Source organism: Streptomyces sp. NPDC025784 (assembly GCF_055558435.1).
The window spans coordinates 181,343-205,086 of record NZ_JBVHMN010000004.1 but is presented as its reverse complement, the minus strand read 5'-3'; the positions used below and the strand labels follow the sequence as shown (position 1 = coordinate 205,086).

General features: G+C 73.3%; 21 protein-coding genes and 1 pseudogene. 7 read left to right on the top strand and 15 right to left on the bottom strand.

What is annotated here, in order from left to right:
• Positions 1-30 precede the first annotated feature (30 nt).
• From ACZ4IF_RS12645 to ACZ4IF_RS12635, 3 genes are all read right to left on the bottom strand, one after another.
• A complete protein-coding gene (locus ACZ4IF_RS12645) occupies positions 31-876 on the bottom strand; it encodes a M55 family metallopeptidase (RefSeq protein ID WP_467562037.1) in 846 nt (281 codons plus the stop codon).
• Between the two features lie 170 nt (positions 877-1,046).
• Positions 1,047-3,620: a polynucleotide kinase-phosphatase gene (locus tag ACZ4IF_RS12640; RefSeq protein WP_467562035.1), complete on the bottom strand. Its 2,574-nt coding sequence runs from the start codon at positions 3,618-3,620 to the stop codon at positions 1,047-1,049.
• On the bottom strand, positions 3,617-5,092 hold the full coding sequence (locus ACZ4IF_RS12635; protein ID WP_467562033.1) for a 3' terminal RNA ribose 2'-O-methyltransferase Hen1: 1,476 nt from the start codon (positions 5,090-5,092) through the stop codon (positions 3,617-3,619). The genes ACZ4IF_RS12640 and ACZ4IF_RS12635 overlap by 4 nt, the downstream gene beginning before the upstream one ends.
• A gap of 216 nt (positions 5,093-5,308) precedes the next feature.
• On the opposite strand from ACZ4IF_RS12635, the gene ACZ4IF_RS12630 reads away from it, so the two are divergent.
• Positions 5,309-6,232: an LLM class F420-dependent oxidoreductase gene (locus ACZ4IF_RS12630; RefSeq protein WP_467562031.1), complete on the top strand. Its 924-nt coding sequence runs from the start codon at positions 5,309-5,311 to the stop codon at positions 6,230-6,232.
• A 184-nt stretch (positions 6,233-6,416) separates the two neighbouring features.
• Here ACZ4IF_RS12630 and ACZ4IF_RS12625 read toward each other — a convergent pair whose 3' ends face one another.
• From ACZ4IF_RS12625 to ACZ4IF_RS12610, 4 genes are all read right to left on the bottom strand, one after another.
• Positions 6,417-6,896, bottom strand: coding sequence for a DUF6099 family protein (locus ACZ4IF_RS12625; protein ID WP_028802231.1), 480 nt, complete (start codon positions 6,894-6,896; stop codon positions 6,417-6,419).
• A 183-nt stretch (positions 6,897-7,079) separates the two neighbouring features.
• On the bottom strand, positions 7,080-7,415 hold the full coding sequence (locus ACZ4IF_RS12620; RefSeq protein ID WP_467562028.1) for a nucleotide pyrophosphohydrolase: 336 nt from the start codon (positions 7,413-7,415) through the stop codon (positions 7,080-7,082).
• A gap of 34 nt (positions 7,416-7,449) precedes the next feature.
• On the bottom strand, positions 7,450-8,607 hold the full coding sequence (locus tag ACZ4IF_RS12615) for an AAA family ATPase (protein ID WP_467562027.1): 1,158 nt from the start codon (positions 8,605-8,607) through the stop codon (positions 7,450-7,452).
• A gap of 229 nt (positions 8,608-8,836) precedes the next feature.
• Positions 8,837-9,226 (bottom strand): cell division protein SepF, encoded by a 390-nt coding sequence (locus ACZ4IF_RS12610; protein ID WP_345656029.1) that lies wholly within the window; start codon positions 9,224-9,226, stop codon positions 8,837-8,839.
• Positions 9,227-9,401: 175 nt separating this feature from the next.
• Between ACZ4IF_RS12610 and ACZ4IF_RS12605 the strand changes: the two genes are divergently transcribed.
• Together ACZ4IF_RS12605 and ACZ4IF_RS12600 are read left to right on the top strand one after the other, a co-directional pair.
• Positions 9,402-9,821 (top strand): TOBE domain-containing protein, encoded by a 420-nt coding sequence (locus ACZ4IF_RS12605; RefSeq protein ID WP_467562026.1) that lies wholly within the window; start codon positions 9,402-9,404, stop codon positions 9,819-9,821.
• A 474-nt stretch (positions 9,822-10,295) separates the two neighbouring features.
• Positions 10,296-11,063, top strand: a complete 768-nt coding sequence (locus ACZ4IF_RS12600) for an SDR family NAD(P)-dependent oxidoreductase (protein WP_359493168.1) — start codon at positions 10,296-10,298, stop codon at positions 11,061-11,063.
• A gap of 130 nt (positions 11,064-11,193) precedes the next feature.
• Here the strand turns inward: ACZ4IF_RS12600 and ACZ4IF_RS12595 are convergent, their stop codons facing one another.
• On the bottom strand, positions 11,194-12,510 hold the full coding sequence (locus tag ACZ4IF_RS12595; protein ID WP_467562025.1) for a hypothetical protein: 1,317 nt from the start codon (positions 12,508-12,510) through the stop codon (positions 11,194-11,196).
• 72 nt (positions 12,511-12,582) lie between these two features.
• Positions 12,583-13,122 carry a DUF7144 family membrane protein gene (locus tag ACZ4IF_RS12590; RefSeq protein WP_467562023.1) on the bottom strand — a complete coding sequence of 180 codons (540 nt, stop codon included), beginning with the start codon at positions 13,120-13,122 and terminating at the stop codon, positions 12,583-12,585.
• Positions 13,123-13,579: 457 nt separating this feature from the next.
• Here ACZ4IF_RS12590 and ACZ4IF_RS12585 point away from each other — a divergent pair, with 457 nt between their 5' ends.
• Entirely contained in the window at positions 13,580-14,539 is a 960-nt protein-coding gene (locus tag ACZ4IF_RS12585; protein WP_467562021.1) for a hypothetical protein, read from the top strand.
• Between the two features lie 93 nt (positions 14,540-14,632).
• On the opposite strand, the gene ACZ4IF_RS12580 is transcribed toward ACZ4IF_RS12585, so the two are convergent.
• Positions 14,633-15,268 carry a TetR family transcriptional regulator gene (locus ACZ4IF_RS12580; protein WP_467562019.1) on the bottom strand — a complete coding sequence of 212 codons (636 nt, stop codon included), beginning with the start codon at positions 15,266-15,268 and terminating at the stop codon, positions 14,633-14,635.
• An 86-nt stretch (positions 15,269-15,354) separates the two neighbouring features.
• Here ACZ4IF_RS12580 and ACZ4IF_RS12575 point away from each other — a divergent pair, with 86 nt between their 5' ends.
• On the top strand, positions 15,355-16,119 hold the full coding sequence (locus ACZ4IF_RS12575) for an LmeA family phospholipid-binding protein (protein WP_467562017.1): 765 nt from the start codon (positions 15,355-15,357) through the stop codon (positions 16,117-16,119).
• A gap of 322 nt (positions 16,120-16,441) precedes the next feature.
• Positions 16,442-18,682, top strand: coding sequence for an MMPL family transporter (locus ACZ4IF_RS12570; protein ID WP_467562015.1), 2,241 nt, complete (start codon positions 16,442-16,444; stop codon positions 18,680-18,682).
• A gap of 33 nt (positions 18,683-18,715) precedes the next feature.
• Here ACZ4IF_RS12570 and lysA read toward each other — a convergent pair whose 3' ends face one another.
• Together lysA and ACZ4IF_RS12560 are read right to left on the bottom strand one after the other, a co-directional pair.
• Positions 18,716-20,050, bottom strand: coding sequence for a diaminopimelate decarboxylase (gene lysA / locus ACZ4IF_RS12565; protein WP_467562013.1), 1,335 nt, complete (start codon positions 20,048-20,050; stop codon positions 18,716-18,718).
• A 13-nt stretch (positions 20,051-20,063) separates the two neighbouring features.
• The gene (locus tag ACZ4IF_RS12560; protein ID WP_467562011.1) at positions 20,064-20,411 is read right to left on the bottom strand and encodes an SAV_915 family protein; all 348 of its coding nucleotides are present in this window, start codon (positions 20,409-20,411) and stop codon (positions 20,064-20,066) included.
• Between the two features lie 324 nt (positions 20,412-20,735).
• Between ACZ4IF_RS12560 and ACZ4IF_RS12555 the strand changes: the two genes are divergently transcribed.
• Positions 20,736-21,302 (top strand): universal stress protein, encoded by a 567-nt coding sequence (locus ACZ4IF_RS12555; RefSeq protein WP_467562009.1) that lies wholly within the window; start codon positions 20,736-20,738, stop codon positions 21,300-21,302.
• Here the strand turns inward: ACZ4IF_RS12555 and ACZ4IF_RS12550 are convergent.
• From ACZ4IF_RS12550 to ACZ4IF_RS12540, 3 genes and pseudogenes are all read right to left on the bottom strand, one after another.
• Positions 21,290-21,444 (bottom strand): annotated as a pseudogene (locus tag ACZ4IF_RS12550) (NAD-dependent formate dehydrogenase); the annotation flags it as partial. The gene ACZ4IF_RS12555 and the pseudogene ACZ4IF_RS12550 sit on opposite strands and share 13 nt — an antisense overlap.
• A gap of 57 nt (positions 21,445-21,501) precedes the next feature.
• Positions 21,502-21,951, bottom strand: a complete 450-nt coding sequence (locus ACZ4IF_RS12545; RefSeq protein ID WP_345656043.1) for a response regulator — start codon at positions 21,949-21,951, stop codon at positions 21,502-21,504.
• Positions 21,948-23,741 carry a sensor histidine kinase gene (locus ACZ4IF_RS12540; protein WP_467562337.1) on the bottom strand — a complete coding sequence of 598 codons (1,794 nt, stop codon included), beginning with the start codon at positions 23,739-23,741 and terminating at the stop codon, positions 21,948-21,950. The genes ACZ4IF_RS12545 and ACZ4IF_RS12540 overlap by 4 nt, the downstream gene beginning before the upstream one ends.
• Between the last annotated feature and the right edge of the window lie 3 nt (positions 23,742-23,744).

The window sequence follows — 23,744 nt, the reverse complement described above, 5'->3', positions numbered from 1 at the left end:
GACGGCGACCAGGCCGTCCGCGACGCCCCGTCAGCAGTACGGCGGCTGGTTGGTCAGGGACGCCGCCACCCGCATCCACACACCGAACAGCCGGTACAGGGAGGGAAGTCGGCCCTCCGCCCGGACGGTCCGGCTGTCCGTGGCCGTGACGCCGGGGATGCCCTGGAGCGTGGCGGCCACGGAGGCCGACTGCCAGCGCACGGTGAGCTCACGGGGAGCCCGCGGTCCCGACGGGGGCGTCGGCTCGGCCCGTACGGCGTGGGCCGACAGAGCGGTGGTGACGGCCTTCTCGATGGCCTCGCGCGCCTCGTCCACCGGGCGCAGCCGGGCCGCGAAACGGTCCCGCGCGTACTTCACCGCGACGGTGGTGACGGAGTCGTCCCACGCGGTCGCCTCCTCGCAGGCGGTGTCGTCGCCGGTGAGCGCCACCAGGGGGACGCCGATCGCCGCGGCGGTGGCGTGGGCCAGCCCGATCTCGCCGACCGGACGCCCGTCCAGCCACATGTCCTCGATCTCGTGCCCCATGAAGCTGTGGCTGAGTACGCCGAGCACTCCGGCCCGGGAGTGGTACCCGACTCCGATCATGGCGTGGTGTCCGGGGGTGAGGCCTTCGAGCATGCCCATCTGCTTGGGCTTGCCGCGGACGAGGCGGACCGCCGGGTGCAGGGCCTCGGGGAGCAGGTTGCGCATCGGGCCGTGCGCGTCGTTGACGACGATGTCGGTGGCACCGGCGGCGAGGGCGCCGCGGACGGCTGCGTTGACGTCCTCCGCCATCATCAGCCGGCCCCGCTCGTAGTCCCGCCCGGCCGGCTGGACGTCGTCGGCGTCGACGAGTCCCGTGATGCCCTCCATGTCGGCACTGATGTAGATCCGCACTGCGCGCACTCCTCCGGTTGATCACTTGGGAGACGCCGGGCCGTCACGACATGGTTCCGGCGCCCGGGCCCGCCCCGGCCGCCCGCGCACGGAGTGCGGCCGGCGGGGACGGGAGCGTGTTCAGGGGGCCGGGGCCGAGGCCCCGGCCCCCTGAGTCGGGTGCGTACCCGTCACAGACGGGGGTCCACCGGTTCGGACTCCAGGGCCAGGACTCCGAACACCGCCTCGTGGACCCGCCACAGCGGCTCGCCGTCCGCGAGCCGGTCCAGGGCCTCCAGCCCCAGCGCGTACTCGCGGATCGCCAGCGACCGCTTGTGGTTGAGGAAGCGGCCGCGCAGCCGGGCGAGGTTCTCGGGACGGGTGTACTCCGGGCCGTAGATGATCCGGAGGTACTCACGTCCACGGCACTTGATGCCCGGCTGCACGAGCCGGCCCTGCTCGCTGCGCGCCACCGCGCCGACCGGCTTGACGACCATGCCCTCGCCGCCGCGGCCCGTCATCTCCAGCCACCAGTCGACGCCCGCCTGCACCGACTCGGGGTCACCGGTGTCGACGAAGAGCCGCCGGGTGGTCTGCAGCAGCCCGCTCCCGTCGTTCTCCACGAGGCGGTCGATGAGCGCGAGCTGCTCGTCGTGCGGCAGCCCGGCGAGGCTGCGGCCCTGCACCGCGAGGATCTGGAACGGCGCCAGCCTGACGCCCTCCAGGCCCTCCGTCGTCCAGCAGTACCGCCGGTAGGCGTCCGTGAACGCCTCGGCGTCCGCGGCACGTTCGCGCTGGCGGCCCAGCAGGTCCGCCACGTCGACACCACGCTCCGCCGCCCCTTCGAGCGCGGCCAGCGCCCCCGGGAACACGGCGCCGGACGCGGCGCCGACCGCGGCGTACTGGCTGCGCAGCAGCCCGGACGCCTTCAGCGACCACGGCATCAGCTCGGCGTCGAGCAGCAGCCAGTCGGTCTCCAGCTCCTCCCACAGCCCCGCCTCCGTCGCGGCGGCCCGCACCCGTCCGAGGATCTCCTCGGTGACGGCGTCGTCGGCGAAGAAGGGACGGCCGGTACGGGTGTACAGCGACCCCGTGGGACCGGTCGTGCCCGCACCGGACGGACCCGGGACACCGAACCGCTCGTGTGCCGCCGCCGCGTCCCGGCAGACCAGGGCCACCGCGCGCGACCCCATGTGCTTCTCCTCGCACACGACCCGGGGGACCCCGTCGTCCCGGTACTGCGCGAAGGCCTCGGCGGGGTGTTCCAGGTAGCCCTCGACGTGCGAGGTCGCGGTCGGCGCCATCGTCGGCGGCAGGTACGGCAGCAGTCGCGGGTCGACCGCGAAACGGCTCATGACCTCCAGCGCCGCCGCCGCGTTCTCCTCGCGGACCGACACCCGTCCGCCGTGCCGGGTCTCGACGACCCGGCGGCCGTGCACGTCCGCCAGGTCCAGCGGGCGTCCCTCGTGCCCGCCGGGCGCCTCGGTGGCGAGCGGCTTGGCCGGCTCGTACCAGACCCGCTCGGCCGGTACGTCGACGAGCTCGCGCTCCGGCCAGCGCAGCGCGGTGAGCTTGCCGCCGAAGACCGCTCCCGTGTCCAGGCAGATGGTGTTGTTCAGCCAGGTCGCCGTGGGCACCGGGGTGTGGCCGTACACGACGGCCGCGCGGCCCCGGTAGTCCTCCGCCCACGGGTAGCGCACCGGCAGCCCGAACTCGTCGGTCTCGCCGGTCGTGTCGCCGTACAGCGCGTGCGAGCGCACCCGGCCCGAGGTACGGCCGTGGTACTTCTCGGGCAGGCCCGCGTGGCAGACCACGAGCCGCCCGCCGTCGAGGACGTAGTGGCTGACCAGCCCGTCGAGGAACGCCCGTACGCCCACGACGAATTCGTCGCTCTCCCCCGCCAGCTGCTCGATGGTCTCGGCGAGCCCGTGGGTGTGCTGGACCTTGCGGCCCCTGAGGTGGCGGCCGAGCTTGTTCTCGTGGTTGCCGGGCACGCACAGGGCGTTGCCCGAGCCCACCATGGACATCACGCGGCGCAGCACGCCCGGGGTGTCGGGTCCCCGGTCGACGAGGTCGCCGACGAAGACGGCCGTGCGGCCCGCCGGGTGGACGCCGTCGACGTATCCCAGCGTGCCGAGCAGGCTCTCCAGTTCCGAGGCGCATCCGTGGATGTCGCCGATGATGTCGAAGGGGCCGGTGAGGTGAGTCAGGTCGTTGAACCGCTTCTCGGTGCGGACCTCGGCGCCCTCGGCCTCCTCCACGCCGCGCAGGACGTGGACCTTCCGGAAGCCCTCCCGCTCCAGGTGGCGCAGCGAGCGGCGGAGTTCGCGGATGTGGCGCTGGATGACGCGGCGCGGCATCTCGGCGCGGTCGGTGCGAGCCGCGTTGCGCGCGGCGCAGACATCCTCGGGCACGTCGAGCACGATCGCGATGGGCAGCACGTCGTGCTTCCTGGCGAGCTCGACGAGCTGGCGGCGGCTCTCCTGCTGGACGCTGGTGGCGTCGACGACGGTCCGGCGGCCCGCCGCGAGGCGCTTGCCCGCGATGTAGTGCAGCACGTCGAAGGCGTCGCCGCTCGCGCTCTGGTCGTTCTCGTCGTCGGCGACGAGGCCGCGGCAGAAGTCGCTGGAGATGACCTCGGTGGGCTTGAAGTGCTTGCGGGCGAAGGTCGACTTGCCCGATCCCGAAGCGCCGATCAGCACGACGAGGGAGAGGTCGGTGACAGGCAGGACCCGCCCGGGGGTGGTGGTGTCGTCGTGCGTCATGCGGCCTTCTCCTCCTTCGGGGACGGGGCGGTTGTGGTCAGTGCGAAGACGGCCATCTGGGTCGGCGGCCCCACCTCGGGGTCCTCCGGTCCGACGGGGGTGAACTCCACCGAGTAGCCGTGCCGTTCGGCGACCCCACGGGCCCAGGTGCGGAACTCCTCGCGCGTCCACTCGAAGCGGTGGTCGCCGTGCCGGGAGTGGCCCGCGGGAAGCGTCTCCCAGCGGACGTTGTACTCGACGTTCGGTGTCGTCACGAGGACGGTCCTCGGGCGCGCGGATCCGAACACCGCGTACTCCAGGGCGGGCAGCCGCGGCAGGTCGACGTGCTCGACGACCTCGCTGAGCACGGCGGCGTCGTACCCCTTGAGACGGCGGTCGGTGTAGGCGAGCGAGCCCTGCAGGAGCTTGACGCGCGAGGACTGACGCTCGCCCATGCGGTCCAGCTTGAGCCGTCGCGACGCGATGGTGAGGGCGCGCATCGACACGTCGACACCGACGATCTCGGTGTACCGCACGTCCTTGAGCAGTGCCTGCACCAACTGCCCCTGCCCGCAGCCGAGGTCGAGGACCCGTGCGGCGCCGGCGGCGCCGAGGGCGGCGAGGATCGCGTCCCTCCGCTGCACGGCGAGCGGCACCGGCTTCTCCTCCGTGTCGCTCTCCTCGTCGACGGCGTTGTCGATCTCCGCGACGTCGGTGTCGTCGGCCTCGGCGAGGCGGACGAGTTCGAGACGCTCGTTGGCCTGCCGGGTCAGCGACCAGCGGCGCGCGAGGTAGCGGCTGGTGATCAGCTTCTGCTCGGGGTGGTCCGGCAGCCAGCCCTCGCCGGCCCGCAGCAGCTTGTCGACCTCGTCGGACGCCACCCAGTAGTGCTTCGCGTCGTCGAGCACGGGGAGCAGGACGTAGAGGTGGCGCAGGGCCTCGGCGAGCGTGCGGTCCGCCGCCTCCAGCACCAGGCGCACATAGCGCGAGTCGCCCCACTCGGGGAAGTGGTCGTCGAGGGCGACGGCTTCGACCGTCACCGTCCATCCCAGCGGCTCGAAGAGCTTGCGTACGAGTTCGGCACCGCCGCGCGCGGGCAGTGCGGGCACCTCGATCCGGAGGGGCAGCGGTCGTGCGGGCAGCTCCGGTCTGGCGGCGCACTGGCCCTTCATCGCGCTGGAGAACACGCTGCTCAGTGCCACGGCGAGCAGCGAAGAGGCAGCGTACGGGCGGTCGTTGACGTACTGAGCGAGTGCGGCGTCGGGCGCGCCGCCGCGCCCCTTGCCCTTGCCCCGCCGGACCAGTGCCACCGCGTCGACCTCCAGCAGCAGCGCGGCGGTGCACCGCTCTTCGGACGCCTGTGGATACAGGACGTGCGCTGTGCCGTAGGACGTCGAGAACGCCTGCGCCTTGTCGGGATGCTTGTGCAGCAGGAAGCCGAGGTCGGTGGCGGGGCGTTCTGGGGTACCGGTGGTACTGATCGTCAGGAACACGGGGCTCTGCCTTAAAGCAGCTTCTGAGCTGCAAAAACGTGGTCGGATGCGACGCATTTCGGCGCGCCCTGACAACGTACAGTGAACATCCTGGGCAGACTCGGGATTTTCCCCGGACCCGCTGCCTGCGCCCGCGCGCGGACTCCTTCACGACTGTGAACCAGGTGCCAGCGGTTCGCGGCGGGGCGGTTGTTGTGACCGGTGCATGATGGGTGTATGGATCTTCGAGTCTTCACAGAACCGCAGCAAGGCGCGACCTACGAGACGCTGCTCCGTGTCGCCAAGGCCGCCGAGGACCTGCGCTACGACGCTTTCTTCCGTTCCGATCACTATTTGCACATGGGTTCCGTCGACGGGCTTCCCGGCCCCACCGATGCCTGGATCACGCTGGCCGGTATCGCCCGTGAGACGAGCCGGATCCGGCTCGGCACGCTGATGACCGCGGGCACCTTCCGCCTTCCGGGAGTCCTGGCCATCCAGGTCGCCCAGGTCGACCAGATGTCGGGCGGGCGCGTGGAGCTCGGTCTCGGGGCCGGCTGGTACGAGGCCGAACACGACGCGTACGGCATTCCGTTCCCCAAGGAGAAGTTCGGCCGGCTGGAGGAACAGCTCGCGATCGTCACGGGGCTGTGGACCACGCCCGTCGGTGAGCGCTTCTCCTTCGACGGCAGGTACTACCAGCTCAAGGACTCGCCCGCGCTGCCGAAGCCCGCGCAGTCGAAGGTGCCCGTCCTCGTCGGCGGTCACGGGGCGAGGCGCACTCCGGCCCTCGCGGCGCGCTACGCCGACGAGTTCAACATCCCCTTCGCTTCCGTCGCGGACACGGAGCAGCAGTTCGCCCGGGTGCGCACGGCGGCCGAGCAGGCCGGGCGCAAGGGCGACGATCTGGTGTACTCCAACGCCCTGGTGGCGTGTGTCGGGCGGACGGACGCGGAGGTGAAGCGCCGCGCGGACGCCATCGGGCGCGATGTCGACGAGTTGAAGGCGAACGGGCTCGCGGGCTCTCCCGCGGAGGTGGTCGAGAAGATCGCCCGGTACCAGGCGGTGGGTTCGCAGCGCATGTACCTCCAGATGCTGGATCTCGACGACCTGGACCACCTGGAGCTGATCGCCTCCGAGGTGATGCCCCGGCTGGTGTAGCTCGCGGCGCCGAGGGCCGTGGCCGACTCCCGCTGCACCGGCCGACGTCGGCATTCTCTACGGGGTGATGTCCGTCAACTCCGCGCACGACGGCGGCCCGTGCCGGTGGACGGGCCGGACCGCGCGTGACACCACCGCGGGGGTGTCGCCCCGCCGCGGCACGGCGGTGGGGCGTGAGCGGCCCCTACCCGGCGGCCCGATCCCGCTCCACCACGGCCTTCTGGTCCCTGACCGCCAGCCGTCGCAGCATCTCCAGGACGCGGTCCCGTGACTCGTCGGCCGCGTCGATGGCCTCCATGCACTGCCAGTACGTGCCCTCGTCGTCCGCCGCGCAGGCGACGGTGACGAGGGCGATGCCGACCTCGCCGAGGAGGGCCCCCAGGCACAGCAACGACTCCCGGGCGTCCCCCAGCTCGGAGAGCTGGGCGGCGCGCAGTGCCCCGAGGTCGAGGGCGGGCGCGCCGAGGACCCCGCAGCCCCGGCCCGCCAGTTCCGTCAACCCCAGGGCCTCACCCCGTAGTTCCGGAGGCCCCGACACGGCGAAGCGGCTGCCTATCGCCTGAGCCAGGGCGTGTGCCTGCCACGCCTCCGTCATCACCTCCGGGGTGTCGCCGCTCTCCGCCAGGGCACGCCTGCTCGTCACGATGAGCCGCACCGCGTCCATGCGCTGCCCCCGTCTGTCCCGACGCGCTTTTCGCACGTCCGCCCGAACTCCGTTGTTCACTACCCAGAGTGAGGGTCTGTGGGACGAAAAGCCAGAGGAAGCCCGAAATCTGCGGACACGGAATTGATTGAAGCCGACTCCATGACTTCATAGAGTGACGACGTCGCTTTCCGGCCGATGCCGTCACCTCTCCCCCGGCGCCGGGAACCTCCGCTCGTTGCGGTCGATCTTGGCGTCGAGGGCGGCGAGCGGGTCGATGCCGAGGACCTCGCACAGCTGGAGCAGATACGCGAGGACGTCGGCGACCTCGTCGGTGACACGGTGCGCGCTGTCCGCGTCGTCCATCACCCGGGCCGACTCCTCCGGGGTCAGCCACTGGAAGATCTCGACCAGCTCGGAGGCCTCCACGCTCAGTGCGGCCACCAGGTTCTTGGGGGTGTGGTAGGGCTCCCAGTTCCGGGCGGCCGCGAACTCGGCCAGTCTGCGCTGGAGCTTCGCCACGTTCAGGTCGTCCGTCACGGCCAGAGTCCCGCCTTCGGTGCGTACGTTCTCGTCACGACCGCAGGTCTACCACCGAGACGCCGGGCAGCCCGCGGGCCCAGGAGGCGTCGCTCACGGCGCCGAGCAGCCGGATGTGGCCGCGCTCGCACATCCGCACCGCCAGCCGCACCAGTTCCTGCGTCTGCCGGGCGTCCAGGCAGTGGTCGAAGCCGTCGGCCAGGACCGTGAGCGACTGGAGCGCCTGCGGGACCTCGCCCGCCTGGTCGACCTCCAGCACGCCGGGCCCGGTGAGCAGCACCAGGGCGAGCGCGAGGTACCGCAGTTCGCCGTCGCCGAGCAGTCCGAGCGGTGTGCGCACGCCGTCGCCGCGGTCGAGGAGTCCGCGGACGGTGCCGTCGCCGAGCGGTTCGGCCGACACGTCGGCGACCGGGCCCGAGCATCCGGCCCGTACCGCCGCCACCAGGTGCGCGTAGCGGTGGGCGCACTCCGAACGCGTGCGCCACAGCACCTCGGCGAGGTTGTCGCAGCCGCCCAGGAGCCGTCCCGGGCCGACCGGTGCGGGCGCGCGCATGCGCCGGGGGCTCGGGGAGCAGGCGTAGACGGACCGCAGGGCGAGCACCATCTGTTCGGCGGCGGCGAGGACTTGGCGTTCGCCGTCCGTGCGGCCCGCTACGCGCAACGGCAGCAGCGCGGTGCCGAGGCAGTCGTCCGGGAGCGGTCCCCTGGTCACCACGGACGACCCTCCCGTGTGCCAGGCCGCCTGGACGGACCGGCGACCGGGGTCGCGCAGGGCCGTCTCCAGCAGGATCCGTCCGCCCGCCGTCAACCGCTCGCCCACGATGCGCAGTTCGGGCTCGGCCTGTACGGCGACGTCGAGCCGCACCGGGCCCTCGGGGCCGTCCACCGTGCAGCCGATGCGGAAGCCGCGTCGCCGCTGGGCGTCCGGCCGGGCCGTCTCGGGCACGCAGGTGACCGGATCGGGGAACACCTCGGGCAGTCCGGCGCCGCCGCCGAGCCGCGCCAGCGCCTCGTACGCCCGCAGGGCGACGGTCTTGCCGCTGCCGCTCGGACCGGTGACGAGGGTGAGCGGTCCCAACGGGAACCGGACCCGGCGGTGGACGGCGAAGGCGGCGAGCCGCAGTTCGGTGATGCCCGGGCGGTCGGGGCGCGTGCGCGCCGTCGCGACGGCCTCCGGGGATGACACGGTCATATCCGGACCGTAGGCCTCCGCCGGGCGGCGAACCGTTCCGGCCCGGAGACCTTCCCACGATCGGGGGAGCGCGCCGCGGCCTGCCGCGCACACCGCGACCGGCTCAGGGCCCGGTTCGCCCCGGCCCCGGGGCCACGGGCCCTGGATCGAACCCCGCGCACCCCCGGACTGCGTACCGGACCCCGCACACCCCCCGGGGGGCTCCGTACCGGACTCGCCCGACTCCCCTTCAGACGCCGGGAACCCCGGCCCCCTCCATCAGCCCGCGCACCTCGGTCCCCGGCGGTGTCAGCAGGAACACGTTCCGGTCGACCCGGTGCATGCTGCTCGCGAGTCCGAAGACCACGCCCGTGCTGAAGTCCAGCACCCGCTTGGCGACATCGGTCTCCGCGCCGGTCAGGTCCAGGAGCACCGGAATGCCCGCCATCAGTGTCTCGGCGACCTCGCGGGCGTCCGCGAAGACATTGACCCGCAGCACCACGAAACGGCGCCGGGCCTCGGTCGGGGCGTCGGGGATCGCCCGGTGGCCGACGGCCGACGGCCATGCGTCCCTGCCCCGCAGCGGAACGACCTGGGCGAGCCCCTCCCACTGTTCGTCGGTGACGTCGTGGCTGTTCACCCGTCCACCCCGTCCTGACTCGCACTCAGTATCTGCACCGGGCAATTCTTACGCATGGTCACCCGTTCGGCCCAACAGCGACACGGTCCGCGACACGGTCGCACGCCCACTCGCTGCGGCAAACTGCGCATAGTCCAGCAAACCAGGCACCCAGCAGAGCGATCGAGGCCTCCTCATGAGTCTGAGCATCCGCAATCAGCTTCCCGGCACCGTCGTCTCCGTCACCGCGGGTGAGGTGATGGCGACGGTGAAGGTCCGTCTCGACGGCGGGCAGGAGATCGTCGCGGCGGTCACTCTGGAAGCCGTCGAGGACCTGGGCCTGACCGCCGGCTCCACGGTGCGCGCCCTCGTCAAGTCGACGGAGGTGTCCCTGGCGACCGGGCCGGTCGACGGAGTCAGCATCCGCAACCAACTGCCCGGCACGATCACGGACGTCGCCACCGGCGGGGCCATGGCACGCGTCAAGGTCGACGTCGCGGGCGGCGAGCTGACCTCGGCCATCACCAGGGACGCGGTCACCGAACTCGGCCTGGTCTCCGGCGCCCGCGTCGTGGCGCTCGTCAAGTCCACCGAGGTGTCGCTCTCCAACGCCTGACGCCCGGACCGCCCCTGCCCTCTCGACGGCCTGACAGCCGCGCCCGGCCCTGCGTCCCCACTTCATCCTGCCGGAGGGGCAGGGCATGAGCCGCCACCGGGGTGTCGCGACGGGTCCCGCCGTGGTCTGCGCCCAGGCACGGCCGCTACGAACTCCTGCCGCCCGGCGGGAGGTTCGTCCTGCCGGACCGGAGTGTCCTGGCGCGGGTGCGGGCGGTCTCCACGGCGCCGATGACCTGTCGAGCACCGGCGTCCATGCGTCGGACCTCCGGCGCCTTCGCCTCGCCCCTGACACCCGACGCATGCCCGATCACCGGAGTCGGACCCGCCGGGGCGCACGGCAGTGCATCCTGGAACTCCCGTTCGCCCGGGGGCCGTTGCATGCGAGCAGCACCCTGCCGCTGCCGGACGGGTGTGGTCGTGGTGGTCGTGGTGGTCGTCGTCGCCGAGTACGCGGGGGTTGTGGGGCGTGAGTGTGGAGGACTTCTCGAAGCGGCCGGGCGTCGCCTTCGTCGCGGGCGGTACGGGCGGCATCGGCGCCGCGGTCGTACGGACGCTGGCCGAGCGGGGCAGCGACGTGGCGTTCACGTATCGCGGCCGGCGGGCGGCGGCCGACGCGCTCGCCGAGGAGGTGGGTCGGCGGGGGCGCCGCGCGCTGGCACTGCGCGTCGACCTGAGCGACGAGGCGGCCACGGCACAGGCGGTCGCGGAGGCCGCCGCCTCCGGGGGGCTGCACACTCTCGTGTACGCGGCGGGTCCGCACGTGCCCATGGTGCATCTGAGCAAGGTCACACCGAGCCAGTACCGCGCACAACTCGACGCGGACGCGGGGGCGTTCTTCAATCTCGTGCATCCCGCGCTGCCGCTGCTGCGGGAGAGCCGGGGCAGCATCGTCGCGGTCACCACCGTGGCCACCCGGCGGTTCCCCGTGCGCGACGGGTTGTCGTCCGGCACGAAGGGGGCCGTCGAGGCGGTGGCCCGGGCGCTGGCCGCCGAGGAGGGTCGGTACGGCGTCCGCGTGAACTGCGTCGGCCCCGGCATGCTGACCGACGGCAACGCGGCGCGGCTGATCGGCTCCGGCGAGCTCGACGAAGCCGCGCTGGAGATCACCCGGCGGAACATCCCGCTGCGCCGCTTCGGCGCCGCGACGGACATCGCCGAGGCGGTCGTGTTCCTCGCCTCCGACCGCGCGGGATTCATCACCGGACAGGCGCTGGGCGTCGACGGCGGCTACAGCGTCTAGCTGTAGTGATCCGAAGGGTTGCCCCTCGGCCCTCCGCCGGTCAGCCGGAGAGTCCCAGGCTTCCGGTCAGCCGGAGCCGACGAGCCCCAGACCTCCGGGTCAGCCGGAGCCGACGAGCCCCCGACCCCGGTCAGCCGGAGCCGGCGAGTTCCAGTCCGCCCGACTCGGGCGGATCGTCGAGGAACTCGACCAGGGCCAGGGCCAGCAGGGCGCCGAGCGCGATCCAGAGCGTCACGGCGGCGGTGGGGTAGCTCCAGGCGAGCAGTGTGGCGGCCGCGACGGCGACCACGGTCCAGTTCAGCCAGCGTTTCGACCGGTGCACCCAGGTGCCGACGGATCCCGCCTCGAAGCCCGTGGCCTCGCGCACGGCACCGATGCCGGAGGTCCAGGCGGAGCGCACCCGGGACGCGGCCCGGCCGGTCCCGGTCAGCCAGGCCGCGAGCGCCACGACGACGCCGAGGGTGATCAGCATGCGGACCGTGGTCCGAAGGTAGCGGACGAGGGCGTCGTAGACGGCCCCCGCGGCCGGCTGCGAGACCTTCGCCGGCAGTTCGTCGAGATAGAGCGCGCGGCCGATCCAGAGACCCACCCCGAGGACGGCGGCGCCGAGCGCCACGGCGATGGCGACCGCGACGAGGGCCCGGCGTCTGCGCACGGCGGCCAGCACGGCCGCCGCCGCGAGGACCAGCGTCAGCACCGGCAGCCAGAACCCGACGAGTTGCAGCAGCCGGTAGCCCTTCTGGGCCTTGCCGACGGAGTCGGAGGTCAGGACCGTGAAGTCGGTGTGCACCTCGGGGATCTTCGACGCCACCGTCAGGCCCTTGTCGACGAGCACCTGTTTCACCTGGTCGATGACGGGCGCGAGATCGATGACCACGGAGTCGTCGGTGAGTTTCACCGCGCCGCCGCCGCTGCCGGTCAGCGCCTTGTCGACGGCGGCGTGAGCCCTTCTGTTCAGGTCCGTCCACAAGGTGGCGAAGGCGTCGCTGTCGACGAACTTCTCGGCAGTGCTGTGCACGAAGCCGGTGAGGCCGGAGGTGAGCGGGCCGCTCAGTTTCTCCAGGGCGGCGCTCAGCCGCGGCCGGTCCTCGGGCGCGACGGATTCGAGGAGTGTCTGGAGGTCGATGTGCTGCATCACCGCGTCGGTCACCCGGTCGGCGACTGCGGCCTGGACGTCCGGGTCGGAGGCGAGGGGCTTCATGGTCGCCACGTACCGGTCGGTGTCCGCGACCTCGCTCCGGGCCCAGGCGGCCACCGCGCTGAGCGGCGTGAGCACGAAGGTGAGGAGGATCAGCAGACCGGCCACGAGCGAGCGCAGCCGATGCCGGGGGGCGGTGGGGCCGCCCCGGCGCTCCAGCTCCGCGACCCTGGCCCGCAGGTCGGCGAGTTCCTTACCGCCGTCCGCGCCCGCCGTGCGTCCGGCCCCGTGGTCCTCGGGACTGGCCATGGATGCTCCTTGCGTGGGGTCGGGGGCCGGTGCGGCACGAAGCCGTCCGTCCGGCCCGCCGCCGGCCGCGTGTCAGCCCGTCTTGGCGCCGGGCTTGTGGACGGCGAGGGCCCAGATCACGAAGCAGTCGATGGCGATCACGACGAGGGACCACACCGGCGCGTACGGCAGGAACATGAACTGGAAGATGATGCTCAGCGAGGCGAGCAGGATGCCGGTCAGGCGTGCCCAGTCGGCGTCCTTGAGGATGCCCCAGCCGACGACGATCGCGATGGCGCCGAGGACCACCAGGATCCAGCCCCAGCCGGTGAGGTTGATCCGGTACACGTAACCGTTCACGCGCGTGTACACGGTGTCCTCGACGATGGCGGAGACGCCCTGGAGGACGTGGAGGACGCCGTTCACGCACAGGAGGACACCCGCGAAGACGGTGCCCCCGGCCGCCCAGGCGTCGCGGGTCCGGTGCGAGGCCCCCGTGCCCCCCGCGCCCGGCGCCGGCTGTTCCTGCTCTCCCCAGAGGGGCGCTTCGCCGCCCCCGGCGGAACCGGTGGAGGGGGCTGCGGCGCCGGTGGCGTGCGGAGTGTCCGACGGCTGCGAGGCGTCCTGGCTCATGTGCGACCCCTTGTGTGGTGTCGGCGTGCGGTGCCGGCCGGGCCCGCCCGTGCGGCGGGCACCGAGTCGAGTTCGAGCCTCGGTCCCGGCCCGTCGCTCCGCCACACGGGTTCGGCCGTTCGGGTGACGACCGCGCCGGCGTCGGCGGGCCCGTGCACGACGGCGGCCCGGCCCGCGCGACGGACCGCGTCGCCGGGCCCGTACCGGCGCCCGTACGAAACACCGAGGCGGGTGTTTCGTGCTAGATACGACATATGGCGCAGCCGCCCCTTCCCTTCCGCGACAGCCGTGCGCCCCGCCGCATCCGGGGCACGCGGACCGGGCGAGCACACCCGGGCGCCGTACCGCGGCGGGCACCCGGCCGACGACGCTGCGCCCCACAACCGACGCACCGCACGAGGCACGCGCCGATCCGTTCACGCCGGCCGGGGCGGGGCCCGCGGCGGTGTGGTGCCCCATGAGCCGCGCCGCGCCCCGCCGGCCCGCCGGGCCCTCGCCCGAACGGTCGCTGCTGGTATCGGCACTCGGCGACCCGGGCCGGCTGCCGGAGATCCTGGCGGCCTTCGCGGTCGCGCGGCACGGGCACGCGGCGGCCGACTCCGTGGCCCGGCTGCGCCACGACCACCCCGGGGCGAGCACCCCGGAACTGCGGGCTCAGGTGATCACGCGGGGCCATCGCGCGGTCGTCGCGGAGGGGGCGATGGTGGGCGGCCCGTTCCTCGTGCTGGTGCCCTTCGCGTTCTGCGCGGCGCTGCTGCGACAGGGGCGGACGGTTCTGGAGCTGGCCGCGCTCGACGGTCACGACCCCACGACGAGCGCCCGCGTGGCCGAACTCCTCGCCCTGCAGGGCGTGTACGAGGACACCCCGCGGGCGCAGGAGGCACTCGCGGGGATCGCCCGCGCCGAACCCCTCCCCCGCCTGAGGCGCTGGCCGGCCATGTGGCGGCTCACCGTGCGGATGGCCTATCTGCTGGGTCTGGTCACGACCGGCGACGACACCGCGGGCCAACGGCGGATGCGCAGGATCGCCGTCCAGACGGGGCGTTGGACACTGGTCGTCGCGGTCTTCCTGGTGGGCCTGGTGGTCCCGCTCGTCTGGCTGCCCTACCTGGCGTACGTCTATCGGCGTTCCGACAACCGTCTGATGGAACGGGCCCTCACCCAGTACGGCGCGGTCAGCGCACCCGCTCCGCGCCACCGGATCGCCCGTATCGAGCCCGAGGTGCTGTCCGCGGGACTGCGCGCGTGCGTCTCGCTGCTCGCGCCGCTCGCCCTGGTCACCCTGGCCGTCGTGGCGGACCTGCGTATCGCCGGGAGCAGATGGCCGGTGCTGGCGGTCGCCCTGGCGGTCGCGTCGTTCCTGGCCGGCGGTCTGTGGCTGTGGCTGCGCCAGCGCAGGCGCACCGGACGGGCGTGACGGCGGGGCCGGGCTCGGCGCCGCCCGGCACCCCTGCGGCGCGGCGGTACGCCAACGGCGGGCACCCGGGCCGGCCGCCGTCCGGCGCCCGGGTCACACGGCCTCCCGTACGGCGTCGAACGCCTCCCGGAGCAGGGCGCCGAAGTCGTCGACGGAACGCCGTGCGGGCCCCGCGGCGTCCTCCGACACGTGCGCGAGCAGGGCGCTGCGGATGACGGCGACCGACACGCGGGCCAGCACCGCGGCCCTTCGCGCGCGCCGGTCGTCCGGCTCGTCGGGGTGCTGCTCGGCCAGACGCACGACGAGCGCGTCGGCGATGCCGTCCTCGAAGTCGGTGAGCACGTGGGTGCGCCGGGCGCCGGTGGGCAGGGCGCGCGGCGGTGTGCCGACGAACAGGATGGCCAGGCCCTCGTCGAGCGCGCCGGCCGCCTCGACGAGGCCGTTGAGCACGGCGGTGAGCGGCGGTTCGCCGGCCGGGCGCCGCGGGATCTCCCGTCGCAGCAGGGGTACGAGGTCGAGGACCTCGGCGAAGACCAGGTCCTCCTTGGAGGGGAAGTAGCGGAAGAAGGTGCGCTCGGTGACGCCGGCCGCCGCGGCGATGTCCTTGACGGTCGTCTCCTGGTAGCCGCGTTCGGCGAACATGCGCGCCGCCGTCTGGAGCAGGGTCCGCCGCGTCGCGGCCTTCTTCCGGTCCCGCAGCCCCGGTTCGCGCTCGCCCGAGTCGTTCACCTGGTCATCCTGTCACGCCGTGGGCGCGGTGCCGGGCCCTCGTGCAGCAAAGTGTCAGTCGTGACACTTTGTGTATCGTGTCAGTCATGACACTTTTTGCTGGGCGGCTGCCTCTGCGCGCCCTGACATGCCGGACCCCGGGACGTCGCGGCCCGGGACACCCCGCCGCGGGACGCACCGTCACGAGACGCCGCAGGGCAGTCGCCGCGCTCACGGTCCTCGCCCTCGGCGGTGGAGCGGTGACGGCGGAGGCGGTGGTCCGGCACCGGGTCGGCGACCGTTTCGCGACCGCGGCGGCCGAGCGGCTGGGCACGGTCCCCGCCGTCGGCCTGGGCGGCACTCCCGTGCTGATGCAGCTGTCCCGGGGCGCGTTCCCGGACGTCGAGCTCACGGCCGACGGGGTGACCGCCCGGCGGATGACCGGGCTCGGCGTCGACGTCCATCTGCGGGACGTACGGCGGGCCGCGGGGACGGTCACCGTCGGGTCGAGCACCGCGGACGTCACCGTCGGCGCCGACCGGCTCGGCGGCGACGAGCTGAGACGGATGAACGGGGTGGTCGTCCCCGACCCGGGAACCGGACGGCTCCTCGTCCACCTCGGCCGCACGGGCGCGCTCACCGTCCCCGTCACCCCGTCGCTGGACGGCACGACCGTCCGCGTCACGCCCGCCCGGCCGACGTTCGACGGCGCTCCCCTCCCCGACGCGCTGTCCGCGAGGATCACCGGCAAGGTGCGGCGCACCGTCGAACTGACCGGCCTCCCCATGGACATGAAGCCGCAGAAGCTCGCCGTGACCGACGACGGGCTGCGGCTCAGCCTGCGCGGCGGCCGCGCCGCCCTCGACGGCTGACCCCGCCGGCGCGGCACGGGACACAGGGGACCGCACCACCGTCCCCGGCCGTCACCGCATCCGTCCCGACCGGCGCCGGCCCAGGTGGCGCGGGACCGTACCCATCCCCGCCGTCCCCGCATCCGTCCCGACCGGCGCCGGCCCAGGTGGCGCGGGACCGGGTCGATCCCCGACGCCCCCGGTCTCCGCCCCCGTCGGAACCGGCACCGGGCGTGCGGGACCGCACCGGCCCCCGCCGCACCGTATCGGCCGACGCCCGAGAAACCCCTCCCCGAACGTGCCGCTCGCCCCCGCAAGTCCCCCTTCAAGGAGTGGTTCTCCCATGGCTTCCCTGCTTCACCGGCTCGGCCGCGGCGCCTTCCGGCATCGCCGTGCCGTGCTGGCCGGCTGGCTCGTCGTGCTCGCCGCGGCCGTCGCCTGCGTGGCCGGCTTCGGCGGCACCACGAACGACGAGTTCACCATCCCGGGCTCCGAGTCGCAGACCGCGATGGACGCCCTCAGGACCGAACTGCCCTCGGCGGCCGGCACCAGCGCCCAGGTCGTCTTCGTCGCCCCCGAGGGCCACGAGATCACCGAACCCTCGTACGCACGGGCCGTCAGCGCGACCATGGCACAGGCCGGGAAAGCGCCGCAGGTCACCCACGTCACCGACCCGATGACCGCGGGCCTCGTCTCCCGCGACCGCACGACCGCCCTCGGGCAGGTGCGCTACGACGTGACGAAGGCCCAACTGGCCGCGGACAGCCTCACCGCCCTGGAGAGGACGACCCGGCCGGCCGAGGACGCCGGACTCACCGTGGACGTCGGCGGGTCCGCGTACGGCAGCGACAAGAGCACCGGTCACTCCAAGGAGGCGATGGGGCTGCTGTTCGCGCTCGTCGTGCTGACGGTGACCTTCGGCTCGCTGTTCGCCGCCGGCATGCCGCTGCTGACGGCGGTGACCGGCGTCGCCGTCACCCTGCTCGGCCTCCAGGCCCTGACCGGCGTGCTGACCGTCTCCGGCACCGCGCCCTCGCTCGCGTCGATGCTCGGCCTCGCCGTCGGCATCGACTACGCGCTGTTCATCGTGTCCCGCCACCGCTCCCAACTGGCGTCCGGCGCGGACGTCGAGGAGTCCGCGGCCACCGCGACCGCGACGGCGGGCGGCGCGGTCGTCTTCGCAGGACTCACGGTGGTCATCGCGCTGTGCGGGCTTGCCGTGGTCCGCATCCCGTTCCTGACCGTGATGGGCCTGAGCGGTGCCGCCGCCGTGCTGATCGCGGTGGCCGTCGCGCTGACCCTGCTGCCCGCCCTGATGGGCTTCGCCGGTGACCGGTTGCGTCCCCGGCCCGGTTCGCGGACCGCCCGCCGTGAGCGCGCCACCCCCGACGGCGGGCGGAGCGGACGGCCGAACCTCGGCGAACGGTGGGGCCGGCTGGCGATCCGCCGCCCGCTGCTCACCCTGGCCGCCGTGCTCGTCGCACTGCTCGCCGTGGCCGTCCCGGCGCGGGATCTGCACCTCGCCCTGCCCGACAACGGATCGGCGCCGGCGGGCAGCACCGAGCGCAGGACGTACGACATCGTCTCGAAGGAGTTCGGCCCCGGGTTCAACGGGCCGTTGCTGATCCTCGCCGACACCTCGCGCACCGCGGACCCCCGGCAGGCCGTGGCCACGCTCACCGAGGACCTCGAGGCCATGGAAGGCGTCGCCACCGTCGGCGCGCCCCAGCTCGTCGACCACGGTGACGCCGCGGTCGTCCAGGTGGTGCCGCGGACCGGGCCCGCCGACGAGCGGACCAGGGAACTCGTCGAGCACATCAGGGACCGGTCGGCCGACTGGCAGCGCGCTTCGGGCACCCGGGTGCGGGTGACCGGGAGCACCGCGGTCGGCATCGACGTCTCCGACCGGCTCGCCGACTCACTGGTGCCCTTCGCCCTGGTCGTCGTGGGCCTTTCGCTGCTGCTGTTGCTGCTGCTCTTCCGCTCCCTGGTCGTCCCGCTCAAGGCGGGCCTCGGCTTCCTGCTCTCGGTGGCCGCCACGTTCGGAGCGGTCGTCGCCGTCTTCCAGTGGGGCCTGCTCGCCGACATGCTGGGCGTGGCGCGGACCGGGCCGGTGGTGAGCATCCTGCCGATCCTGGTGATGGCGGTGCTGTTCGGACTCGCCATGGACTACGAGGTGTTCATGGTCAGCCGGATGCGCGAGGCGTACGTGCACGGGGCCGGGCCCCGGGACGCGATCCTGGCCGGCTCACGGCACGCCTCACGGGTGGTCACCGGCGCCGCCCTGATCATGTTCGCGGTCTTCGCGAGCTTCGTGCCGGGGAGCAGCAGCATGCTGAAGCCCATCGCGTTCGCGCTGGCCTTCGGTGTCCTCGTCGACGCGTTCGTCGTCCGCATGACCCTCGTACCCGCCGTTCTCGCCCTCGTAGGCCGGGCCGCCTGGTGGCTGCCGACGTGGCTGGCGCGGCTGCTGCCGGAGGTGGACATCGAGGGCGAGCACCTGCGCTCGGCGGGCGCGGGAACGCCCGACGCCGGCACGGCCCGGGAGGAGGTCCCGGCGGGCGCCCCGGACGAAGTCCCCTAGGGGGCTTCGGCGGACGGGCTCCCGGCAGCGGTCCTAGAGGCCGACGTCGCGGCTGCGGATGTCGTCCAGGGACTCGCGGCGTACGAGGAGTCGGGCGTGACCCGCGTGGACGGCGGCGACGGGCGGGCGGCCGACCATGTTGTACCCGGAGGCCATGGACAGGTGGTAGGCGCCCGCGACGGGCACCGCGAGGAGGTCGCCGGGCCGTACGTCGGCGGGCAGCGCGACGTCGGCGGCGAGGACGTCGCCGGCCTCGCAGTGCCGTCCGACCACGGTCACCGGGGCGGGGGCCGCGGCGCTGTGCCGGCCGATCAGGCGCGGCGCGTACGGCACCCCGTACAGCGCGGGCCGCGGGTTGTCGCTCATGCCGCCGTCGACGGCCACGAAGGTGTGCTCGCCGGTGTGCTTGACGGACAGCACGTGGTAGACGGCGACCCCGGCCGGTCCCACGACGGCCCGGCCCGGTTCGATGATCAGACGGGGCACGGGCAGTCCGGCCGCGGCGCACCCCGCGGTCAGTTCGGCGCGCACCTGCCGCGCCAGCGCGGTGAGGTCGAGGGCCGGTTCGCCGGGGCGGTACGCGATGCCGTGCCCACCGCCCAGATCGAGTTCGGGCAGCACGAGTCCGTGCTGCTCGTGCAGCCGGGCCATCAGCCCCACCAGCCTGCGCACGGCGGCGAGATACGGCTTGACAGTGGTGATCTGTGAGCCCAAGTGGCAGTGCAGACCGGTGAGTTCGAGCCGGGGCTGGTCGAGTATGCGGGCGATGGCGTGCTGGGCGTAGCCGTCGCGGAGGGACATGCCGAACTTCTGGTCCTCGGTGCCGGTGCGGATCTTGTCGTGGCCGCCGGCGCTGACGCCCGGCACCACGCGGACCATCACCTTCTGGCGGCGGCCGGGGCCGACCGCCGCGGCGAGCCGCGCGATCTCCGACGGACTGTCGATCACGATGCGGCCCACGCCCAGGCGCAGGGCGAGCTCCAGGTCGCGGGGCGACTTGGCGTTGCCGTGCAGCAGGATGCGTTCGGCGGGGAAGCCGGTGGTGACGGCGAGTTCCAGTTCGCCGGCGGAGCAGACGTCGAGGCCGAGCCCCTCCTCGCCGACCCAGTGGACCATGGCCCGGCACAGGAACGCCTTGGCCGCGTAGAGGACTTCGGCGTCGGGGAAGGCGTGCCGGTAGGTGCGGCAGCGCTCGCGCACCTCGCCCTCGTCCAGGACGTAGACGGGTGTGCCGAAGCGGTCGGCGATCTCGGCGAGCGGTACGCCGCCCACCGCCAGGTCGCCCGCACGGGGCTCGGTGGTGGACGCGGGCCACACCGACAGTTCGTCGGCGGTGGTGTGCAGGGCGGGTTCGTGCACGGTGGTCATCGTGGTGGCCTCCTCAGCCGATCCGTACGGCGGAGGCCGTGGCCGGTTCGGGAAGGGTCGGGCGGAGCGGGGCGGGAGCCGGGGCGCAGAACTGCGGGTCCACCGTGACGGTGGTGACGCCGAGGGGGGCGGTCAGTGCGCGCAGCGCGGGTTCGGCGAGCCTGATCCACGCCTGGCCGGGGCCGAGTGTCGCGGTGAGCCTGTGCGCGGAGGTGAAGCAGACGGCCGTACGGTCGCCCAGGGGGGTGCGGAACAGCCGGGCGACGCAGCCCGAGGGGCCCGGCCGGACCGGGACGAACAGGGGGCCGGCCGGGAACGGATCGCAGGGTTCGGGGTCTTCGCCGCTCAGAGGTTCTGACATGGGATGCCTCCTGGAGGATCCGGGGTGGTTCTGACGAGGAGCCTGAGCGCCCCGGCCGCGAGGACGCGGGCCGGGGCTCACCGACGACGTTATGCCCGTCTTCCCCGGCTTCCGGAAGTTCCCTGACGGGATGCTGACGGCGATCCGGCCAACGCTGACGGGACGCTGACGGCGGCCCTCGCGCGGCCCGCCCCGCGCCGTCAGAGCCGTGCCAAGAAGTGCTGTCCGGGCTGTTCGGGGCATCCGGCCGGGAGTGTGATGGAGGGTGATCCGACGAGAACCGCCCGCGCGTGAACGCGCGGGCGGGTGAGGAACGGTGAAGTGATGTCCGAGCCCGACGCGCCCCCTGCCGCCCGTGTCGTGGTCGGGGTGAGCGGCTCGCTGGGGAGTCTCACCGCGCTGTGCCGGGCCGCCGGTGAGGCGCGGCGGCGGGGCGCCGAACTGTGGCCGGTTCTGGCCTGGGAACCGCCCGGCGGGGACCTGGGGGCCCGGCGGGTGCCGACCGCTTCTCCGAGCGTCCAGGACTGGCAGCGGCTGGCCCGGGAACGGCTGGTCACCGCGCTCGACGAGGTGTTCGGCGGCGGGCCGGAGGTCGCCCTGCGCGCACTCGTCGCCCGGGGCGCCCCCGGGCCGGCGCTGGTGGAGATCGCCGACCGCGAGGACGACCTCCTCGTGGTCGGCGCGGGACGGCGCGGCCTGCTGCACCGCGCCCTGTGCTCCTCGGTCGGCCGCTACTGCCTCGCCCATGCCGCCTGTGCGGTACTGGCGGTGCCGCCGTCCCCGCTGGAGGCCGAGTTCGCGGCCGTCCACCGCCGCAATCTGTGGCGGCTGCGCCTGGACACCCGGGAGCTGGGGGTGGAGTCCGGGGCAGCCAAGCCGCCGACCGAGTAGGAGGACGCTCCGGCGCCGGCCAGGGCTCCGCCGTCCACGATCAGGTACTCGTCCCGGACCGGCCGCCCGGCGAACCAGGATTCGAGGATCTCCCGGGTGCCCGCCGCGTGTACCGGGCCTGGGCCGAGAACGAGGAGCCGGAGGTGGTTCCCCGTCCGGACGGCCCGTCCGTCACAGGTACCGGGTCCGCGCCCCGGGGTCAGCCGGACTGGCGGGGCAGGCGCACCACCTGGACGAAGAAGTCGTCGATCTGGCGGACGGCGGCGATGAACTGGTCCAGGTCGACCGGCTTGGTGACGTAGGCGTTGGCGTGGAGCTTGTAGCTGCGCAGGATGTCCTCCTCGGCCGCGGAGGTGGTGAGCACCACGACCGGGATGTGGGACAGCGCCGGATCGGACTTGATCTTCTCCAGGACCTGCCGGCCGTCGTACTTGGGCAGGTTGAGGTCGAGCAGGATCAGATCGGGCTGCGGCACGTCGGTGTGCGCCCCACGCCGGTAGAGGAAGTCGAGCGCCTCCTCGCCGTCCCGCACCACGTGCAGAGTGTTGCCGATCTTGTTGTCCTCGAACGCCTCCCGGGTCATCAGTTCGTCGCCCGGGTCGTCCTCGACGAGCAGCACGTCGATGGGGGTGGCTGCGGGGGTGGTCATGTCAGGCTCTTCTCCTCGGTGCCGGCCTTGCCGCCGGTGTCGGTACGGCCGTCCGCGTCGGTGCGCGTGCCGTCCGTCGTCTCGGTGCGCGTGCTCGCACCGGTGTCGGAGCCTGTGTCCTCGCCGGTGTCGGTGCGCGCGGTGTCGCCCGTGTCGGCGCGCGTGGCGTCCGCCCCGCCGGTGCCGGCGCCGTCCGTCGCGTCGGCCCGGTCGCCCTCCGCCGTGTCGGCGACGGACGGGAAGGTGAAGCAGAAGCGGGCGCCCTCGGTGTACGTGGTGTCCAACCAGATGCGGCCGCCGTGGTACTCGACGATCTTCTTGCAGAGCGCCAGGCCTATGCCGGTGCCCCCGTAGGCGTCACGGCTGTGCAGCCGCTGGAAGATCACGAAGACCTTCTCCGCGAACTCCTCCGATATGCCGATGCCGTTGTCGCTCACGGACAGCCGCCAGGCGTCGGCGTCCTCCGGATCGCGCTCGCAGGTGATGCGGATGTGCGGCGTGCGGTCGGGATGACGGAACTTGACGGCGTTGCCGACGAGGTTCTGCCAGAGCATGGTCAGCAGCGTCGGATCCCCGGTGATCCGGGGCAGTTCGTCCGGCCGGTCGACGACCGCGCCGGTGTCGGCGACGACGCTGTCCAGGTTGGTCAGCGCCTTGGAGAGCAGCTGGTCCAGATCGGCGGGCAGGCGGGCGTCGTTGACGCGGCCCACGCGGGAGAAGGTGAGCAGGTCGTTGATGAGGACCTGCATCCGCTTGGCGCCGTCGACCGCGAAGTCGATGTACTGCCGGGCGCGGTCGTCCAGCTGGTCGCCGTAGCGCTTCTCCAGCAGCTGGCAGAAGGAGGCCACCTTGCGCAGCGGCTCCTGGAGGTCGTGCGAGGCCACGTAGGCGAACTGCTCCAGCTCGGCGTTGGAGCGGCGCAGCTCCACGGCCTGGGCGTCCAGGTCGGCGGCCTGCCGGGCCAGGACGTCCTGCTGCTCGCGGGAGGCGTCGAGCGCGAAGACGATCCGCTGCCGCATGTCCTCCACGTCCCGCGCGACCGCGGTGACGTCCACCGGACCGCCGCCGGTGATGACATGCCCGAACTCGCCCCGCGCCACCCGGCGGGTGGCGGTGCGCAGGTCCTCCAGCGGACGCGCCACGAGCAGGCGTACGAGGACCGTCAGCGCCACGCCGGTCAGCAGGAACGCCACGACCATGCCGATCAGCACGGCGTCGCGCACCTTCCGGGCGTGATCCAGCCGGTCCTGGCCGTCCTGGACCGCCGTCCTGAGAGCGGTGTTCTGCGCGGCCAGCACCGAACGGATGCGGTCGAAGTCCTTCTTGCCGCGCTCCGCGGTCGCCCGGTCGATCGTGCGCGGTTCACCCCGCGTCACGCCGGCCACCAGGGGGTCGGCGTAGGCGCGCCGCCAGTCCGCCGCCCGCCGCTCGACCGCCTCCAGGTTCCCGAGGAGGTCGGAACGGTCACCGATGAGGTCACGGATCCGGGCGGCCGCGCGCCGCTCGTCCTTCTGTCCCTGGGTGTAGGGGGCCAGGAACTGCCGGTCGGCCGCGATGGCGTAACCGCGCACGCCCGTCTCCTGGTTGAACAGGGCGGACTGGAGCCGGTACGCCTCCGTCTGGGCCGGCTCGACGTGCTGGAGCATCTCGTCGGTGACCGAGGCCGTCCGCTGAAGCATCGCGGCGCCCACCGCCGTCCCCACGACCACGAGCAACGCCATCAGCGCCAGCACCAGCCGGAACCAGCCCTGCACGGTCAGCCGGCGTCCGGCCCACGGCTCGGCGGTCATCCT